The sequence below is a fragment of the Phytobacter sp. genome (genome assembly GCF_059074235.1).
Window position 1 is genome coordinate 1,055,687 of record NZ_JCACPZ010000004.1, and the last position, 18,175, is coordinate 1,073,861.

At 53.3% G+C, this 18,175-nt stretch carries 17 protein-coding genes; 4 read left to right on the plus strand and 13 right to left on the minus strand.

What is annotated here, in order from left to right; all coding sequences use genetic code 11:
- Positions 1-182: 182 nt before the first annotated feature.
- Positions 183-650, plus strand: coding sequence for a hypothetical protein (locus tag AC5JPW_RS09000; protein WP_494239691.1), 468 nt, complete (start codon positions 183-185; stop codon positions 648-650).
- Positions 651-852: 202 nt separating this feature from the next.
- Here the strand turns inward: AC5JPW_RS09000 and AC5JPW_RS09005 are convergent, their stop codons facing one another.
- A complete protein-coding gene (locus tag AC5JPW_RS09005) occupies positions 853-1,485 on the minus strand; it encodes a TetR/AcrR family transcriptional regulator (RefSeq protein ID WP_494239693.1) in 633 nt (210 codons plus the stop codon).
- Positions 1,486-1,573: 88 nt separating this feature from the next.
- Between AC5JPW_RS09005 and AC5JPW_RS09010 the strand changes: the two genes are divergently transcribed.
- Together AC5JPW_RS09010 and AC5JPW_RS09015 are read left to right on the plus strand one after the other, a co-directional pair.
- Positions 1,574-2,605, plus strand: a complete 1,032-nt coding sequence (locus AC5JPW_RS09010; RefSeq protein ID WP_494239695.1) for an MDR family NADP-dependent oxidoreductase — start codon at positions 1,574-1,576, stop codon at positions 2,603-2,605.
- Between the two features lie 126 nt (positions 2,606-2,731).
- Complete coding sequence (locus tag AC5JPW_RS09015; protein ID WP_494239697.1) at positions 2,732-3,520, plus strand: alpha/beta fold hydrolase; 789 nt, start codon at positions 2,732-2,734, stop codon at positions 3,518-3,520.
- A gap of 254 nt (positions 3,521-3,774) precedes the next feature.
- On the opposite strand, the gene glxK is transcribed toward AC5JPW_RS09015, so the two are convergent.
- The 9 genes from glxK to allA form a co-directional block, all read right to left on the minus strand.
- Positions 3,775-4,917, minus strand: coding sequence for a glycerate 3-kinase (gene glxK, locus AC5JPW_RS09020; RefSeq protein WP_494241177.1), 1,143 nt, complete (start codon positions 4,915-4,917; stop codon positions 3,775-3,777).
- A 71-nt stretch (positions 4,918-4,988) separates the two neighbouring features.
- Complete coding sequence (gene allB / locus AC5JPW_RS09025) at positions 4,989-6,350, minus strand: allantoinase AllB (RefSeq protein WP_494239698.1); 1,362 nt, start codon at positions 6,348-6,350, stop codon at positions 4,989-4,991.
- 76 nt (positions 6,351-6,426) lie between these two features.
- Positions 6,427-7,881, minus strand: a complete 1,455-nt coding sequence (locus AC5JPW_RS09030; protein ID WP_494239700.1) for an allantoin transporter — start codon at positions 7,879-7,881, stop codon at positions 6,427-6,429.
- Positions 7,882-7,985: 104 nt separating this feature from the next.
- Entirely contained in the window at positions 7,986-9,239 is a 1,254-nt protein-coding gene (locus AC5JPW_RS09035; protein ID WP_494239701.1) for an MFS transporter, read from the minus strand.
- Positions 9,240-9,306: 67 nt separating this feature from the next.
- The gene (glxR, locus tag AC5JPW_RS09040) at positions 9,307-10,185 is read right to left on the minus strand and encodes a 2-hydroxy-3-oxopropionate reductase (protein WP_494239702.1); all 879 of its coding nucleotides are present in this window, start codon (positions 10,183-10,185) and stop codon (positions 9,307-9,309) included.
- 98 nt (positions 10,186-10,283) lie between these two features.
- A complete protein-coding gene (gene hyi / locus AC5JPW_RS09045; RefSeq protein ID WP_494239704.1) occupies positions 10,284-11,060 on the minus strand; it encodes a hydroxypyruvate isomerase in 777 nt (258 codons plus the stop codon).
- Between the two features lie 11 nt (positions 11,061-11,071).
- Positions 11,072-12,853 (minus strand): glyoxylate carboligase, encoded by a 1,782-nt coding sequence (gene gcl / locus AC5JPW_RS09050; protein ID WP_494239705.1) that lies wholly within the window; start codon positions 12,851-12,853, stop codon positions 11,072-11,074.
- A gap of 89 nt (positions 12,854-12,942) precedes the next feature.
- Positions 12,943-13,761, minus strand: a complete 819-nt coding sequence (allR, locus tag AC5JPW_RS09055) for an HTH-type transcriptional repressor AllR (protein ID WP_494239707.1) — start codon at positions 13,759-13,761, stop codon at positions 12,943-12,945.
- 88 nt (positions 13,762-13,849) lie between these two features.
- Positions 13,850-14,332, minus strand: coding sequence for an ureidoglycolate lyase (gene allA, locus AC5JPW_RS09060; RefSeq protein WP_494239709.1), 483 nt, complete (start codon positions 14,330-14,332; stop codon positions 13,850-13,852).
- 224 nt (positions 14,333-14,556) lie between these two features.
- On the opposite strand from allA, the gene allS reads away from it, so the two are divergent.
- Positions 14,557-15,513, plus strand: coding sequence for an HTH-type transcriptional activator AllS (allS, locus tag AC5JPW_RS09065; protein WP_494239711.1), 957 nt, complete (start codon positions 14,557-14,559; stop codon positions 15,511-15,513).
- Between the two features lie 4 nt (positions 15,514-15,517).
- On the opposite strand, the gene AC5JPW_RS09070 is transcribed toward allS, so the two are convergent.
- Genes AC5JPW_RS09070 through AC5JPW_RS09080 form a run of 3 tightly spaced genes read right to left on the minus strand, consistent with a single transcriptional unit; the run spans position 15,518 to position 18,081 of the window.
- Entirely contained in the window at positions 15,518-16,177 is a 660-nt protein-coding gene (locus AC5JPW_RS09070; RefSeq protein ID WP_494239712.1) for a methionine ABC transporter permease, read from the minus strand.
- The gene (sfbB, locus tag AC5JPW_RS09075; RefSeq protein WP_494239713.1) at positions 16,170-17,186 is read right to left on the minus strand and encodes a virulence-associated ABC transporter ATP-binding protein SfbB; all 1,017 of its coding nucleotides are present in this window, start codon (positions 17,184-17,186) and stop codon (positions 16,170-16,172) included. The genes AC5JPW_RS09070 and sfbB overlap by 8 nt, the downstream gene beginning before the upstream one ends.
- A gap of 58 nt (positions 17,187-17,244) precedes the next feature.
- Complete coding sequence (locus tag AC5JPW_RS09080) at positions 17,245-18,081, minus strand: MetQ/NlpA family ABC transporter substrate-binding protein (protein WP_494239715.1); 837 nt, start codon at positions 18,079-18,081, stop codon at positions 17,245-17,247.
- Positions 18,082-18,175: the final 94 nt, after the last annotated feature.

Below are 18,175 nucleotides of genomic sequence, written 5' to 3' on the forward strand. Positions count from 1 at the left end.
AACCGTGGCTTTTTTGTTTGGGGGGTTGGGGCTGGTATGTGCCAGGAGCGGACATAAATAATCGTCAGTGGTAATTGCTGATAATTCCTTGAGTCCAGATGGCAGCCTTAAGAGTTGTGCTCTCATGTTAATGAACGTTAGAGTTGCTCAAAATGATGATGGGTAATATCAGGAAGTAGCTTATGGCACGTCGAAGTGAATTAAAAGGTATCGCGAATGCTATTAATTCAAGTTTTGTTAGCAGAAACAATGACTTTAATGGATACTGGTCGATTGGACAGATTAAATCATTCGCTATAGATAACGGCCTTACCTCAGTGACTTTTCCTCTCACCCTTCCTATGAACAACCCTGCATCCAATCTGCAAAGCTACACGGTTAATCGCTACGCTAAAATGCTCAAAAGCCTAGTAACCAAACAAAAACTACCTAGCCGCTGGGTAAGCAACGTGGTCATTAAGATCGACTTTAACGCTAATGCGAAACATGCAAAATTAAACGAAGACAGTAACTCAGGCGAACCTTACCAATGCACCTGTAAGATAACTGATGATACTGACCGAGATTACTTATCCATAATATATGGACGTTGCTTGCCGCATTCTGTTGTTCGAGAGTTAAAATCGACTCGAAATTCAACATCAGTTTAACTTCCGCAGATCGCTCACAGCAGACCTTCAGCTCAGTTGGCTTATCTGCTCCGAGCCAAAATCTGATGTTGGCATTTATTACAGTGACAAATTACTCAGATAGCTGCTGACCTTAAGGGATTATCTACGGGGGGCAGTCACAGTGATCCTATTCAGCCTGTAGCTGCTTACATAGTGCACTTCCCTTCGCATGACAGACTTATCAGGTTCTCTCTCGTGCCTGGAGGTAAGACATTATCATCCTCGTCGCTTCTCTTTTTATAACGGGCGACATGAGTTCATTTCGGCGAGAGGCGGAATGAACGATGCCCTCCAGCGCATCTGCGAGAATGCGGGCTGCGACTAAGTGATCCGTTCCAGTATCGTCTGACGTGGCTGCCGCCCGGATAAGATCTTCATAGCGACGATGATATTCACGCTCAAAAGCGTCATAAAATTCCCTCGGCGCGAGCGGAACCTCATCGATCAGAACGCGATGCAGATCCTGGTTGGTCGCATGAAGCGCAACAACCGCATCAATCAATCGGCCAATATGTTCCTCGAGCGGAACCCCTTCTCCTTGCCTCTTGATATCAGGAAGCACTTGCAGGATTTCATCGAGATGCCGTTTCCGAATAGCCTCAGCAATCGCCAGATTATTTGGAAAATACTGATACAGCGATCCAATGCTGACGCCGGCAGTGTGCGCCACCTCGTTAGTCGTGAAGTTTGCCCAGCCTTTCTGCGCTAAAACGCGAGCGCCAGCCTCGACAATACTCTCCACCGTGCTCTGGGAACGCTGCTGTTTAGGGCGTTTGCGCATCGCGCGGTGTTCTGTGGGAATGCGAGTAGCCATAAACAACCTCCATTATTAATATGAGTATGTGCTCACATTTTTGTAAATGTACCAGAAAGAGCGAAATGAGTCTTATGGAGCGACCATCATGTCTGCAGGTTCATCAAACAACAGAGAAGTTAAACTTATCCGCCATGTGCAGGGAGAAATTCACCCCGAAGATTTTGCCATCATGGAAACGACCATTCCTGCGCCCGGACCGCATGAAGTCGTCATCCGCAACCGTTGGTTCCGTGTATCCATCTCAACACGGTTGATGGCGCAGGAGGATGCAAAGGCCGCCGAAGGCATTCCGTTCCCACCTCTCAACCCCGGAGATACTCTGGCGGACGGCGCGATCGGAGAAGTCGTCCAGACCGGAGCGGCCTGCGGCCTTCCTGTTGGTAGCCTTGTCATGCATCCGTTCGGTTGGCGGGAATATGCAGTGGTCCGCGAACACGACTGTAAGCTCATCGACTGCCGCGAACCTGACCCAGCGGCTTATCTCGGCCATGGCTGGACGGCATACGCCGCGTTGACCCTGGGCGTTCAGGTCAAGAAAGGTGACACCGTGTTCGTTACCAGCGGCGCGGGGGCCATTGGTTCGATGGCTGGACAAATCGCGCGGTTCCTCGGCGCGACACGTGTGGTTGGTAGCACGAGCAGTTCCAGCAAAGCTCGCTGGATGCAAGAGGAACTGGGCTATGATGCCGTCGTCACCCGCGACGGCGGCCCAATGATAGAGCAATTGGCGAAAGCCGCACCCGAAGGCATTGATGTCATCGTAGACATGGTGGGTGGTGAACAGCTCGCGGCGGCCATCAAGCTGGCAAGGGATGGTGCCCGTGGCGTTCTGCTCGGAGCACTCACTGCTGAGCTGAACGCAGAAAAGGCGTCCTTACAGGCTCCTGTTACCCTGGACAGCTTTCAAATCATCTTCAAAGGTATGACATTACGCGGCTTCAGCGCGGATCATTCGCCCGATGCGTTTGAATTCTGGCTGCGTGATCTGAAGACATGGAAGCGTGACGGACACATCCATCTTCCGTCTACGACCTTCAAGGGAATTGAAAGCGCGATATCAGCATTGCAGGAAGCCTGTGCCGGTCGCCTCAAAGGCGTGGTCCTGATCAAGCTATAAGACGGAAGTCGCCATCTGGCATAGCCACACGGATGACTCACCCGCCATTCTAAAACCTTACCGATTAAATAGCCGTGTGATCGTCACGCAGGCTAAAGACCACATCCCTTTCTCATTGGAGTCAATATGACTAACACATACCATCGCGTGGGTAACGGTCCCCACCACGTCCTCGTTCTTCACGGCTGGTTCGGTGATGGGCACTCGTTCGAGGAGATCGAACCCTGGTTAAATGGCCACGCGTTTAGTTACGTATTCATGGATTATCGCGGCTATGGAGGCATGCAGGAAACGCGTGGCGCATACACAATCGATGAGATCACCTCCGATGCGCTGGCTCTTGCTGACGCTCTCGGCTTTCACGACTTCAGCCTGATCGGTCATTCGATGGGGGGGATGGCGATAGAGCGGATTGCATCGCGCGCACCCAATCGAGTGCGTGCACTCGTTGCTGTTGCGCCCGTTCCGTGCGGCGGCATTTCGTACGATGCTGCAACGCGCCGCCTGCTTGAAGATGCTGCTGAACAACTGGACAATCGCAGAACCATCATAGACCGCAGTACCGGCGGACGTTTGCCGCTATCCTGGGTCGAATGGAAAGCAGCGTACTCAGTAACGCATTCCTCTCAGGAAGCATTTTCTGCATATTTTCATGCATGGGCAGATACTGATTTCAGCGATGAGATTGCCGGATTGCATCCGGTAAAAGTGCTCGTGGGTGAGCACGATCCAACATTCAATGCCGGGTTAATGGCCAAAACCTATCTTCAACGCTATTCCCGTGCAACGGTTGAGATTCTGGAAAACGCCGGCCATTATCCGATGAACGAGACGCCGCTCGCGCTTGTCAGGGCTATCGAATCCTTCCTTGCCGAAACATCCCCTGTTGGAAATGTACCTTCACCCACCTGGTGACGAGAGTTGGCCTCTAAAATCATCAGCTTTGGACAACGGATATTCCAATCTCTGCTTGAGGCGGGTGCAGCGATCCTGAAAGGATTACTCTTCTTTCTCTGTTGCTACTGGTTCTTTCACTATGAAACCTGGCATGTACCGGAATCCTTGCCCAGGAGCTCATCGGCCAGGAAATGACACTTAACCAGGCGTCTCTCCACACCAGGAGAGACACCCACGCTACAAACTCTGTTCAGCAGCACACCCCAGATACCCTACACCGCCCTCTGCCCTAACTTCAGCGTGCTGGCGATATTGCGGGCGCAGTAGTAGAGGTTGGCCTCGCCTTCGGCCAGCACGTCGGACAATGGCGCGAGACGTGGCAAAATGCTGAACACCACGTCGATACCATGCTGATGCACCACTTCCACGCCCTCCCCCAACACGCCTGCAATGCCAATCACCGGCACGTTGTGCTGCCTGGCAATACTGGCAACGCCGACCGGCGCTTTGCCACCTGCGGTTTGCGAATCAATGCGCCCTTCCCCGGTAATCACAAAAGTGGCGTCTTCCACCGCCTGTTCAAGCTTCACCGCACTCAGCACAATATCGATGCCGGGTTTAAGCTCTGCGCCGAGGAAAACGCCTGCGGCAATGCCCATTCCACCGGCTGCACCACCTCCTGCAAGAGTGGAAAGGTCATCACCGGTCAGCGCCTCTAACACCCTGGCGTAATTGACCAGCCCGCGTTCGAGCGCCTCCACCATTACCGGAGTCGCCCCTTTCTGCGGACCGAATACCGCCGCTGCGCCCCGCGGCCCCGTCAGCGGGTTGTCCACATCGCATGCCACTTCAATCACACATTCATGAAGGCGCGTGTCCAGACCCGCCATATCGATCTGCGCCAGCCGCGCCAGTGCCTCACCACCTGCCATAAGCGTCTCGCCCTGCGCATCAACAAAACGCACACCCAGCGCTTGCGCCATCCCCATGCCACCGTCAACGGTCGCACTGCCGCCAATACCCAGAATAATATGGCGAATACCGGCATCCAGCGCGTGGCGGATAAGCTCTCCGGTACCATAGCTGCTTGCCACCATCGGGTTGCGCGCCTGCGGGGAGACCAGCATTAAACCGCTGGCTGCCGCCATCTCGATAACCGCCGTCTTGCCCTCTCCGGTCAGGCCATAAAAGGCTTTCACGGGTTCGCCCATCGGCCCGGTTACCACCAGGTGAACAATGCGACCACCAGTGGCCGCCACCATCGCCTCGACGGTGCCCTCACCTCCATCGGCAATGGGCAGACAAACGTACTCCGCATCAGGAAAAACATCGACAAACCCGGCTTTGATGGCCTGCGCGCATTTATCGGCACTCAGGCTCTCTTTAAACGAATCCGGCGCAATCACTATTTTCATCATGAATCCTTAAACGCTATGCCTTAGAGACAACAATGCCCGTCCGAAGACGGGCATAACCAGAGGCAAAATTACTGTTTATGTTTGAGAATGAACTGGCCTTTCGGTGTGCGCGGGAAGCCCTGCTCGATGTCGTAAATCACATCGCCACGCAGCAGCGTTTTGGTGATGCGCGCCCCGATGGTGCGACCCACATACGGGCTGACCTTGTGGCGATACTCCAGATCGCTGGCTTTCAGCACATAGCTGCTGTTTGGCTGAATAAAGACGAAATCCGCATCTTTACCCGGTGCGATGCGCCCTTTCTGTTTCAGGCCGAAGATATCCGCGGCGTTGGTCGCCATCAGCTTGCCAAACTGGGTCAGAGACATACCACGTTTCTGCACGGCTTCATCAAACATGATGTCCATGCAGCTTTGCAGCCCGGCAATGCCGCCCCACGCCTGCATGATGTTGCCAGCTTTCATTTCCGGCGGGCACGGTGAATGGTCGGAGACCAGGCAGTCGATTTCGCCGTTGAACAGTTTTTCCCACATCCCTTTCTGGTTTTCGGCATCGCGGATAGGCGGGGAACATTTCGCCAGTGTGCCAATCTCTTCAAACTGGGCAGTATCCAGCGCAAAGTAGTGCGGGCAGGATTCACAGGTCACGTCCTGACCCTCCTGACGCGCACGGGTCACTTCCGCCACACCTTCCGGACTGCTGACGTGGCAAATATGCAGGCGGCAACCGGCCACTTTTGCCAGGTAGAGAATGCGACGAATCGCTTCCACTTCGGTGAAGACCGGACGAGAGGCGACATAATCGTGCGCCGTTACGCGACCTTCACGTTTCGCTTCTTCGCCCATTTCATCGCAGATCAGCGCATTTTCGCAGTGCACCAGTACCACCTGATCCATCTCCGCCAGCTTCTGCACGCCTTTGAAGAACTGCCAGTCGTTCACATCGCGAAAATCATTATCAATGCCGCGATCGCCGCAGGTCGCCACAAAGCATTTGAAGCCAACCACGCCCACTTCATCCAGCTCATGTAAACGATCCAGATTGTAGGAGACCAGCCCACCAAGCTGGGCAGAATCAATGGTCAGTTTGCCTTTCGCCGCATCGAACTTCAGTTCGATGGTTTCGCGGTCAACGGTCGCCGGGAGCTGGTTGAGGGGCATTTCGATCATCGTCGTAATCCCGCCCTTCGCCGCCGCACGGGTACCGGTTTCGTACCCTTCCCAGTGGGTGCGACCCGGCTCTGAAATATGCGTGTGCGCATCGACCATGCCAGGGGAGACCACCAGACCGCTGGCGTCCATCACCTCTTTAGCGTCACCCAGGTTTTCACCAATGGCCGCAATTTTGCCGTCACGTACCGCAATATCCACGATGCGTGCTTCGTTTTCTAAAATAACGGTGCCGTTTTTAATAATTAAATCAAAAGACATAATAAACTCCTTGTAGGGATACAGATATTTTGATCAATGTGTCATTCCTGACAGTACAACTCCGGTGCATACAGGTTTAGCCCGTAATTTTCTGCTCATTTACCACTTCAATAACGCTGCGTTTCTTTAATAGTGCGTAGGCACCAAAAGCAATAATGACGCCCACAAACCAGGAGACGCGGGATAATGGTTCCAGCACGGGTATAAACTTGCCGCCAAGAGAAAAAATAACCGCGACCAGCGTGACTAAAAATGCCGTCAGATTAAAACCGTTATCGAAATACTGATAATCACCACTGGCGGTATATAATTCGTCGAGATTAATTTGCCCGCGCATCACCACAAAATAGTGCGCCAGCATGACGCCAATCACTGGCCCTAACATGCCGCCGATAATATCGAGGAACAGATAAATGCTGTCCTGATTCTCCATCAGCTTCCAGGGGCAAATCAGCAGGCTGATAATGCTGGCAATCAAAACCCCATTTTTGTAAGTCAATTTTGTCGGTGCAATCGCGGCAATCTGGTAGCCCGCCGGAATAATGTTCCCCGTGGCATTGGTCGAAATGGTGGTCATCAGAATAACCAGCACGGCAAAGAACGAGGCAAAAAGGCTGTCCCAGCGCTGAACGATATCCAGCACGTTCCAGGTGTCTGCGCCGTAGTGAATACTCGCACCGGCGATGATGCACACCCCGGCAACGGCAAAGAGTACGTAAGCCACCACTAACCCTAGCGTTTGCCCTAGCGCCTGTTCGCGAAACGAATGGGCGTTTTGGGTAAAGTCAGATGCACTCACCGCCGGGGCGGCCCAGACGGCGACCACTGCGTTGATCACCACCAGGAACAGAAAGCCGCTGTTTTCTGCTTTGGCCACGCCGGTGGGCAGGTAATCGAGGATCGGACCGATGCCAACCAGCATAATGGCCCACACCGCCATGCCGCCGAACACGATGTAAATGCAGGGGTTGAGGATAGCGGTGAATTTGTTCAACACCTTACCGCCGCCAAAACCAATACCTACGTTAATCAGCCAGAAGATGAGAAACGCGATTAACCCCGGCAGGGAAATCCCCAGCAGTTTAAAATCGCCGCCCAGCGCCAGAAAGTCCGGCCATATTTTGCCGATGAGGATCAAAAAGGCCAGCGACCCGGCGTAGCACTGCAAGCCGAACCACATAATGGCCGCAATGCCCCCACGCAATAAGCCGGGAAATAACGCACCGCGCACACCGTATGATGCCCTGAGAATCATCGCAAAAGGTACACCGTATTTACTACCCGCCGCACCGTTCATCACCATCACAAAAGCAATGACCAGTGCACTTAAAATAATGGCGAGCATAATATTAAATGTTGATAACCCCAGGATGAAAAAGCCGCCAACCATAACGTAATTAGGAACGTTATGTACCGACCCCATCCATAAAGTAAAATAATTAAATGTTTTCCAGTTTCTTTGTTTATCTATTTTGGGCAACAGGTCTTCGCTATAACCGCGTTCCTGGTAGAGTTTTCTGTGATGTTCCATAAGTCCCTCTGTGGTTTTAATATAATAATTAATGGGCTTAGCTATGCGGAACAAAAATTTAATTAATAAAATACAATCAAGATGCTATTTTTATATTTAAACAATTAAGCAGAAGCGGTAACGGCTGCTTCTTTTTTTCTACGCAGGGCAACGGCTGCAAAAATAAGGGTTCCGGTAATAACCAGACAGGCTGAGATAACAAAGCTGATCTCTTTGGAACCGGTGATATCAGAAATAAAGCCGGTGAGTGTGGGGGCCACCACCGCAGAGCTCATACCGAAGAAGTTGAACAAACTAAATGCACGTCCGAGGGTTTTGGACGAGGCCTGTTCTGAAACGAAAGAGATTAAAATCGGGTCGACCGCCATTTTGCCCAGTAATCCATACAGCACCAGGCTTATCATCAGCGTGGTGGTGTTGGGCGAGAGCACCGTCAACATCAGCATCACAGCGGCGACAATTTCCAGGCCGAGGATCACTTTCACTTTGCTGTTACGGAATTTATCCGACAGGTTGCTGAAGAAGAGCGCCCCCGGAACCCCGACCACCGCCACCAGTGCCGAGGCAAGACCAATCGCCCCACCGTCAAATCCTCGCTCGGTCTGCAGATATGAAGGCAGCCAGGTAACAATCAGGTAATAGCCGTAGCAGGTACAGAAATAGAGAAAGTAGACGCTGCATAGCAGTGGTGAGAAGAGCGGTGCGTTTTTCTCCTCTACGTCCTGGGCCGCCGCCGCACTTTTTTGAGTGGCAGCAGGCGCGGCTTTTTTGGCTTTCGCCCGGATGATTAACGTGAAGGTCACCAGCATGATAACCAGGATGGCGGCGACGATGTACAGGACCTGCTGCCAGGGCATGTGCATGCTTTTCACCAGAATGCTTGAGCCAATAAGGCCAATCCCCATCCCGATGGCCGAACCACTGTTGATAATGGCATTGGCTAGCGCTCTGCGCTCCTGTGGCACGTTGGCGGAAGAGAGCGAGTAGGCAGAGCTAAAGAAAGAGGCACAGCCTGCACCCGCCATCAGCGAACCGATGTAGATCATCGTCAGGTTACTGGCATGAGCGATACTCAGCGTGCCGAGAATAAAGAGCGAGAAACCACACATCAGCATGATTTTCTGCCCGAGTTTATCGACCAGGATGCCGCAAGGGATCTGCATGCTGCAATACGCTAAGAAATAAAAACTGGCAATCGCACCAATTTCGGCGTTATTCACATTCCCGAGTGATGCCTGTATTTCCGGATAGATAGGCGTTAATACGGTACGATAAATCCATATTGCTACCCAGCCAAGGCTCATCACGACGACAATTTTCTTCCAGTATTCAATACCGGTTTTGTCCGTTGTACTCATAAACATTACCTTTATTCGGATTTAAGCTATAAAAAAGAATCGCTGCATACTGCAGCGATAGAGGTCATTAGCTCACTTTATGATTTGCCATTAATTCCAGCGCCTGAACCAGTGCCGAGTGGTCAAGTTCACTGCCCCCGTTTGCCGCACATGTATTAAACAGTTCCTGGCAGGTCGCCGTATTGGGGAGGTTAATTGACAGTGCTTTAGCACTTTGCAAGGCTAAATTGAGATCTTTTTGGTGCAGCGCAATTTTAAATCCAGGGTTGAATGTGCGCTTAATCATTCTCTCCCCGTGTACTTCAAGAATTCGTGATGACGCAAAGCCGCCCATTAATGCCTGACGCACGCGCACCGGATCGGCTCCTGCTTTAGAGGCGAAAATTAATGCCTCAGAAACCGCTTCGATGTTCAGCGCCACAATAATTTGGTTGGCAACTTTGCACGTTTGTCCGTCGCCATTGCTGCCAACCAGCGTGATATTTTTCCCCATGATGTCAAAGAGCGGTTTAACACGTTCAAAGACTGCCGGTTCCCCGCCGACCATGATGGATAAGGTGCCTTCACGCGCGCCTATTTCTCCACCCGAAACCGGCGCATCCAGATAATCACCACCCTGTTCATTAATCTGACGTGCAAAGCGTTTGGTTTCGATGGGTGAGATTGAACTCATGTCCACCAGCGTTTTGCCCTTAAGCGGCGCGCTGGCACAGCCATTTTCGCCAAACAGCACGGCTTCAACATGGTGAGTATCCGGCACCATGATAAAGACAATGTCAGATTTTTCAGTTACCTGCTGCGCAGTCTCAACGTTTACCGCACCCAGTTTCAGCAGTTCTTCCGCCACCGGTCCGATGGTGGTGACATGTAATGCATGCCCGGCTTTTGCCAGATTGAGCGCCATTGGTGTGCCCATGATCCCAAGACCAATAAATCCCAGTTTCATACTCTTCCTCTTATTCAAACGTGGTTTTCCCGAATTCAGGCAACAGCAGTCCCTTCCACATGACGTGGAGAAAAAGCGTTGCCAGAATGCGTTAAATATTAACGATAGCGATTAAACCAGGTCATTCCTGCTTCCGTGGTGGTTAAGGGCTTATATTCACACCCGACCCAGCCGTTATAAGGCGACTGTTCAATCACGCTAAATAAATAGTCGTAATTAATTTCTCCGGTTCCTGGTTCTCCACGCCGTGGATTATCAGCGATTTGCAAATGACCAATGCTGTCGGCAAAGGTCGTCATGGTCTGGGCTAATTCCCCTTCCATACGTTGCATATGGTAAATATCGTATTGGATCTTGATATTCTTACTGCCCGTGTCCTCAATAAGGGCCAGCGCCTGATGCGTACCGGTAAGGTGGAACCCTGGAATATCAAAATGATTAATCGGCTCAATTAATAACAGGATATTCTCTTTTTCCAGCGCATCAGCCGCAAAGCGTAAATTCGCTACCAGCGTGGCATGGACTTGCTCTGCTGAATACCCCTGCGGCGTTTTACCGACCAGACAGTTGATCTTTTTGTTTCCCAGCGCGCGGGCATAGCGAATGGCTTCTGATACTCCTTCACGAAATTCCGCTTCGCGACCTGGAATACAGGCTATACCCCTTTCACCGGCTGCCCAGTCACCCGCCGGTAAATTATGCAGTGTATGCTCAAGATTATTCTCGCTGAGCTTTTGCTTTAATACGTCAATATCAAAACCGTAGGGAAACATAAACTCGACGCCCTGAAATCCGCACTCCGCTGCTTTTTCAAAGCGATCAAGAAAGTCATATTCCAGAAATAGCATGGAGAGGTTGGCAGAAAAACGTAACATGGTTGCCTCACTTATTCATATTTCATGAAACAGGTTTCGGTTGGCGCGTCGGCGGCGGACTCTGCCACCTCTTCAAATTCGTTGACGTTATCAAGTTCGCTGCCCATCGAAATGTTGGTGACGCGTTCCAGAATCACTTCCACCACCACCGGCACACGATATTGCGCCATCAAGGCTTTGGCTTGTTCGAAGGCCGGGGCGATATCTTCAGGTTTAAACACGCGAATGGCTTTGCAACCTAACCCTTCTGCCACTTTCACGTGATCCACACCGTAGCCATTCACTTCACTGGAGTTGATGTTTTCGAAGGCCAGTTGCACGCAGAAATCCATGTCGAATGCGCGCTGCGACTGACGAATCAGCCCCAGGTAGGCGTTATTCACCAGCACGTGGATGTAAGGAATGTTGAACTGCGCGCCTACGGCGAGCTCTTCAATCATAAACTGGAAGTCGTAGTCGCCGGAGATGGCCACCACGTTGCGCTTCGGATCGGCCACGCATACCCCCAACGCCGCCGGAATGGTCCAGCCAAGCGGGCCGGCCTGTCCGCAGTTGATCCAGTGGCGGTCTTTGAAGACATGTAGCATCTGCGCAGCGGCTATTTGCGACAGGCCAATGGTGGTGACGTAACACACGTCGCGACCAAAGGCTTTATTCATCTCTTCATACACACGCTGCGGCTTCACTGGCACATTATCGAAGTGTGTTTTGCGCAGTAACGTGCGTTTGCGCTGCTGGCACTCAGCCACCCATTCGTTACGACGCGGCAGGCGCCCGGCTTTTTGCATCTCCAGCGCGATCTCGACCAGCAGCTCCAGTGCGGCTTTTGCATCCGAGACAATCCCCAGATCCGGGCATAGCACGCGGCCAATCTGCGTCGGTTCAATATCGATATGGATGATTTTGCGCCCGGCGGTGTATTTCTCAACGGAGCCGGTATGGCGGTTGGCGAAGCGGTTGCCAATCCCGAAAACCATGTCCGACGCCAGCAGCGTGGCATTACCGTAGCGGTGCGCGGTTTGCAGGCCAACCATGCCGGCCATCAACTCATGGTCATCCGGAATGCAGCCCCATCCCATTAATGTGGGGATAACGGGGACATCAGTGATTTCAGCAAAGCGCTGCAACAGGGCTGCGGCATCGGCGTTGATCACCCCACCACCTGCCACTATCACCGGACGTTCGGCTGCCATCAGCATTTCTACTGCCCGCAGAGCCTGCGCACGGGTAGCGGCAGGCTTGTAGGCCGCTAAAGGTTCGTACATGTCCGGGTCGAATTCGATTTCCTCTACCTGAACATCGTACGGCAGATCGACCAGCACGGGGCCTGGACGGCCGGAACGCATCAGATGGAAAGCCTGCTGCAGTACGCGCGGTACCAGCGCCGCTTCACGCACGGTCACCGCCATTTTGCTGACCGGTTTGGCAATAGATTCAATATCCACCGCCTGGAAATCTTCTTTGTGCAGACGGGCACGAGGGGCCTGACCGGTAATACACAAAATGGGAATGGAGTCGGCGGAGGCGGAATAGAGTGCGGTGATCATGTCGGTCCCCGCTGGCCCGGACGTGCCGAGGCAAACACCAATATTGCCTGCCGTGGCCCGGGTGTATCCCTCGGCCATGTGTGATGCGCCCTCAACATGACGAGCCAGAACGTGGCGAATGCCGCCGTGCTTGCGCATGGCAGAATAGAAGGGGTTAATTGCCGCTCCCGGTACGCCAAACGCCGTGGTGACGCCCTCTTTTTCCAGAACATACATTGCCGCATCCACGGCTCTCATTTTTGCCATTTTCGTTTACCTCATATTTATTGGAAAAACTTTCCAACATTAAAATGTGCCAAAAAATTCCCGCTCCGGTGAGCGGGGTGTGGTGCTGGTCAGGCGTCGGGCGTTTTCAAACCCAGCGCTTTACTGATATCTCTGGCGGTATCGCGTACCAGCTCTCCCTGGCTGATAAAACGATCGGCCGTCAAACGTGATGCCGGGCCGGAGATGGAAATCGCCGCAACCGCATTACCGACATCGTCAAAAATAGGGGCGGCAATACAATTCAGCCCTGTCACATGTTCTTCCTGATCAATGACATAACCACGTTCACGGGCAGTATCCAAATCTTTTTGCAGCGTCGGTAAATCAATTAACGTGGTCGGCGTAAAACGTTGCAGCCCCGTTTTGACTATCGCATCCATCCGTTCCTCTTCCGCCAGCGGATAAAGCAGCGCTTTTCCCGCACCGGAGGCGTGTAGTGGAAGGCGACTGCCGAGCGGAGCGCACATCCTGACCATCGATTTGCACTCCTGCTGCCCAATGAGCACCGCTTCATTACCGTTACGGATAGCCACATTGACCGTTTCGCCCGACATCAGCATCAACCGGCGCATAAAGGGGCCCGCCACGGAGAGCACATCACGATTATGGATGTATGCGGCCCCCACGTTGAACACGCCCAGCCCAATATGCCACCAGCCTAACTGACTGTCCTGAGAGACAAAATCGGCCCCCTGTAACACCTTCAGCAAGCGGAACGTGGTCGACAGTGGCAGATCCAGATTGAGTGCAATGTCGCTGACCGACGAACTGCCACCACTCTTTTCCAGATACTGCAGAATCGCGATCCCTCTTTCGAGCGCCTGCGCGCCTTTCTGCGCAGCAGGCTCTGCCTGACCCGGCCTGCCGCGACGCCTAACTTCTGTCATACCTCAATCACTCCGGCTCAAAACTGAGCATAAACAATGAAAAATACGCTCATCTTAAGCAAGAAGATCTGAGGCGTCACGCGTTACCTCATGCAAAACAAAGCTCATGGGTGGGGATACTCTTCACATCACAGTTATCCAGTCCACCGCGATCCACGGTCAGAAAATCAGTGACGTTTTGCCAGGCAAACAGCGGATGATGCCAGACATTGCGATGGTAATTCACCCCCTGGTCGCCGTTCGAAATGAAGGCACGCAGCGTGGTCAGATCCGGGGTTTCTCCCCCTTGCGCCACAATCACCACAAAAGGTTCACGGTTCATGGGAATAAACGCCTGCGTTCCCAGAGGGTGGCGCTCAAGTTCATGAATCACAATCGGCATTGCGGCTGGTTGCGCCCGGTTAATGCTAATGAGCGTGCGATCCTGCGCGAGAATTTCGACCGTCGCCAGGTCGTGATAGCGCTCAACCAGGCCATCATTGATATGGAAAAAGTCATGCCCCTGCGTTTCAATCACGTCGCCATAAGCGCCAAACGTCGCCTGGCTTAACGGTAATACCTGAAGTTTCATTGCAATTTCCTTGTGAAAAAAATCCTCTCACCTGGCCTTTCGGCACGTTGCGGCTTCAATGTGAGCAATCTAAAACCTTCTCCTGGCAACATCAATATAAAAGTTGGAATAATTTTCCAAAATAAGATTCAGACCACATTTCATTTGAAGGGAAAATGCAAAAATACTTGTAAATCAATGGTGAAGACATTCGTTTTGTTGAATCAAAAAGGACGGATAAACAGATGCTTGACCCCGAAACCCTGCGCACGTTCATGAGTGTTGCCGAAAATGGTAGCTTCTCGAAAGCAGCAGAGCGGCTGTGCAAAACCACCGCCACCATCAGTTACCGTATCAAGCTACTGGAAGAGAACACGGGCGTGCCGTTGTTTATCCGCACCACACGCAGCGTTTCGATGACGCCTGCGGGGCAACATTTGCTGGCTCAGGCACGGGAATGGCTGGGCTGGCTCGACAGCATGCCGGGGGAGCTTCAGCAGGTGAACGACGGCGTGGAGCGGCAGGTCAATATTGCGGTGAATAACTTACTTTATAGCCCCGCCGCCGTGGCACGGTTGCTGGCCTGGCTGACGGCACGCTATCCCTTCACGCAGTTTCATTTTTCCCGGCAGATTTATATGGGCGTGTGGGATTCATTGCTGCACGAGGGATTTTCTCTGGCGATTGGCGTTACCGGTACAGAACCGCTGGCTAATAGTTTTGCGCTGGAGCCGCTGGGGGAAATTCAGTGGCTGTTTGTGATGTCACCAGACCACCCACTGTCCCGGATTAAAGAGCCGCTGGGTGAAGCGCAGTTACGCAGATATCCGGCGGTGAACATCGAAGACAGCGCGCGCACCCTGACCAAACGTGTGGCCTGGCGATTACCGGGGCAGAAAGAAATTGTCGTACCGGATATGGAAACCAAGATAGCCGCACATCTGGCGGGGGTCGGCGTGGGCTTTTTACCGAAACAAATTTGCCAGCCACTGATTGAAAGGGGCGAACTGGTGAGCAGCACAATCCCGTCAATGCGCCCGCCTTCGCCGTTAAGCCTGGCCTGGCATAAGTACCATCATGGGAAAGCCGTGGACGACATTGTGGCGTTGTTTACTCAACGGCAGCCGGAAGTCGCTGGGTTTTTGACGGCGTTTGATACTCAGGTAAGGAGGGCCACCGGGGCTCTCCTCACCGCATCATGACAACTCAGTGCCTGTCGCGTTTATCTGCCCGTTGCGCCAGCCAGTCGCCGAGCATCTGCACGACCTGTACCAACACAATCAGCGCGATAACGGTGACAACCATGACCTGGGTTTCGTAGCGGTAGTAACCGTAGCGAATTGCCAGGTCACCGACACCGCCGCCGCCCACAATCCCCGCCATTGCCGAGTAACCAATCAGGCTGACCAGCGTAATAGTCAAACCGCGCAGCAGGCCCGCACTGGCTTCCGGTAGCAGCACGGTGCAGATGATGCGCATCGGGCTGGCACCAAAGGCTTCCGCCGCTTCAATAATCCCCTTGTCCACTTCGCGCAGTGCGCCGTCAACCAGTCGGGCGTAGAAAGCAATCGCCGCCACGGATAACGGTACTGAGGCAGCAATCGGGCCGATGGTATTGCCGAGTAAAAATTGGGTTAAAGGCAACAGCAGTACCAGCAGGATCACAAAGGGCACCGAGCGGATGATGTTCACCAGCACGGAGCTGATGAGATAGACCACGCGGTTCTGCCAGAACAGGTTTCGGTCGGTCACGAAGATGAGGAATCCCAACGGTAGGCCGCCGATGATCGCCAGTACCGTTGAGATGCTCAGCATCTGGAAGGTTTCGCCAAAGGCGAGACTCAGGTCCGCCAGTAAATCATCCACGGATCACCTCCACCTGTGCGGTACGGTTACGAATGTAGTCCACTGCCTGGGTGACCGCTGCCGGGTCGTCGGCGGTCAGTTGCACCACCAGGATGCCCAGCGCACGTTCACCGATGTACTCGATTTTGCCGTGCAGAATGTTCACCGCCACGCCAAAGTTGATGGCCGCGTCGGAGAGAACAGGCTGCTCGGCGGAATCGCCAATAAACAGGATCTTCAGTAACTGGCCTGGCAGATGCTCGCGCAATCTTTCCGGCAGCGTCAGGTTGAGAGTGCGTGAAACCAGCTGTTGGGTAAACGCATGCTGCGGATGAGCAAAAATATCAAACACATCGCCGCTCTCCACCACCTTGCCACCGGACATCACCGCCACGCGATCGCAGATGGATTTGATCACGTTCATCTCGTGGGTGATCAGCACGATCGTGATCCCCAGTTGCGCGTTGATCTGTTTGAGTAGTTCGAGAATGGTGGCCGAGGTTTCCAGATCCAGCGCCGAAGTGGGTTCATCGCACAACAGCACATCCGGGTGGTTGGCAATCGCACGGGCAATGCCGACGCGCTGCTTTTGCCCGCCGCTCAACTGCACCGGGAAGCGATTGGCTTTGTCGCTCAACCCCACCAGCTCAAGAATTTCCGCCACCCGTGGGGCGATTTTCGCCCGCTCCCACCCTGCTGCTTTCAGGCTGAAGGCCACGTTCTGTGCCACGGTGCGGGTATGCATTAAATTGAAGTGCTGGAAGATCATGCCGATGCGCTGGCGCGCTTTGCGCAGCGTCAGCCCTTCCATCTGCGAAATGGCGACACCGTTCACTTTCACGCTGCCTTCACTCGGGCGCTGCAACGCATTCAGGGTGCGCAGCAGGGTACTTTTCCCGGCGCCACTGGTGCCGACAATGCCAAAAATCTCCCCGGCTGCAATACGCAGGCTGACATCATCCACTGCACGCGTCGGCGTGGCCCCGCGTACGGCAGGAAAGTCCACGCAGACCTTGTCTATCTCAATCATGTTTCCCTCAAACGGCAAAAGGCAGGCCGCAGCCTGCCTGTTAACTCAGTCTCCGCGCTTACTTCTTGTCAGCGGCGGTCATCCAGTCTGGTTTCTGGAAGGCGGTATAGACGTGTTGCGGCGAGTCGATCACGGCGCGGTAAGCCGGTGATTTCACGACTTCAACGATATCTTTGGCAAAAGGTTTGTCCGCATCTTCGCTGCGTACGGCGATGATGTTTTTGAGATTTTCGTCCAGGTGTTCCTGCTTGATGGCAGTGGAGAGATCCAACCCGGCGGCAATGGCGAAGTTACCGTTGACCAGCGCGGCGGTGGCGCTATCCAGCGTACGCGGCAGCTGTGCGGCTTCCAGCGGTTTGAACACCAGCCCTTTCGGATTGCTGGCAATATCACGCTCGGAGGCTTTGGTCGGATCGATATTCTCTTTGATGGTGATGAGATCCAGTGACGCCAGGAAACGCAGGCCACGGGCCAGATTGGTCGGATCGTTGGAGAGCGTCACGATGTCGCCTTTTTTCAGCTCATCAAGACTTTTAATTTTATGGGAGTAGAAGCCCATACCCGCTGTCGGCACGCTGATGAGATTGGTCAGCTTCAGCCCTTTATCGGCGGTGAATTTATCGAAATAGAGCGAGTGCTGGAACAGGTTAGCGTCGATGCTGCCGTTAGACAGTGCCATATTCGGCTGCACATAGTCGCTGAATTCGCGCACCACGACTTTGTAGCCTTTCTCTTTTAATGACGGCGCAATGGCCTGTTTGACCATGTCACCGTACGGCCCTGGGGCTACGCCGAAAACAATGGTGTGCGGATCGCTGTTCGCCAGTGCGGAGCTTAAACCGCAGGCCAGAAGCAGTGCCCCAAAAGTGGCGCGTAAACCGAGACGACGTCCCATACATTCTCCCTAACGAAGTGTGTCTGCTGTGTGGCGCACCGTTCCACGCGGCGCGCTCCATTTTCATTTCACGCAATAAGATGGCACAAAGCGA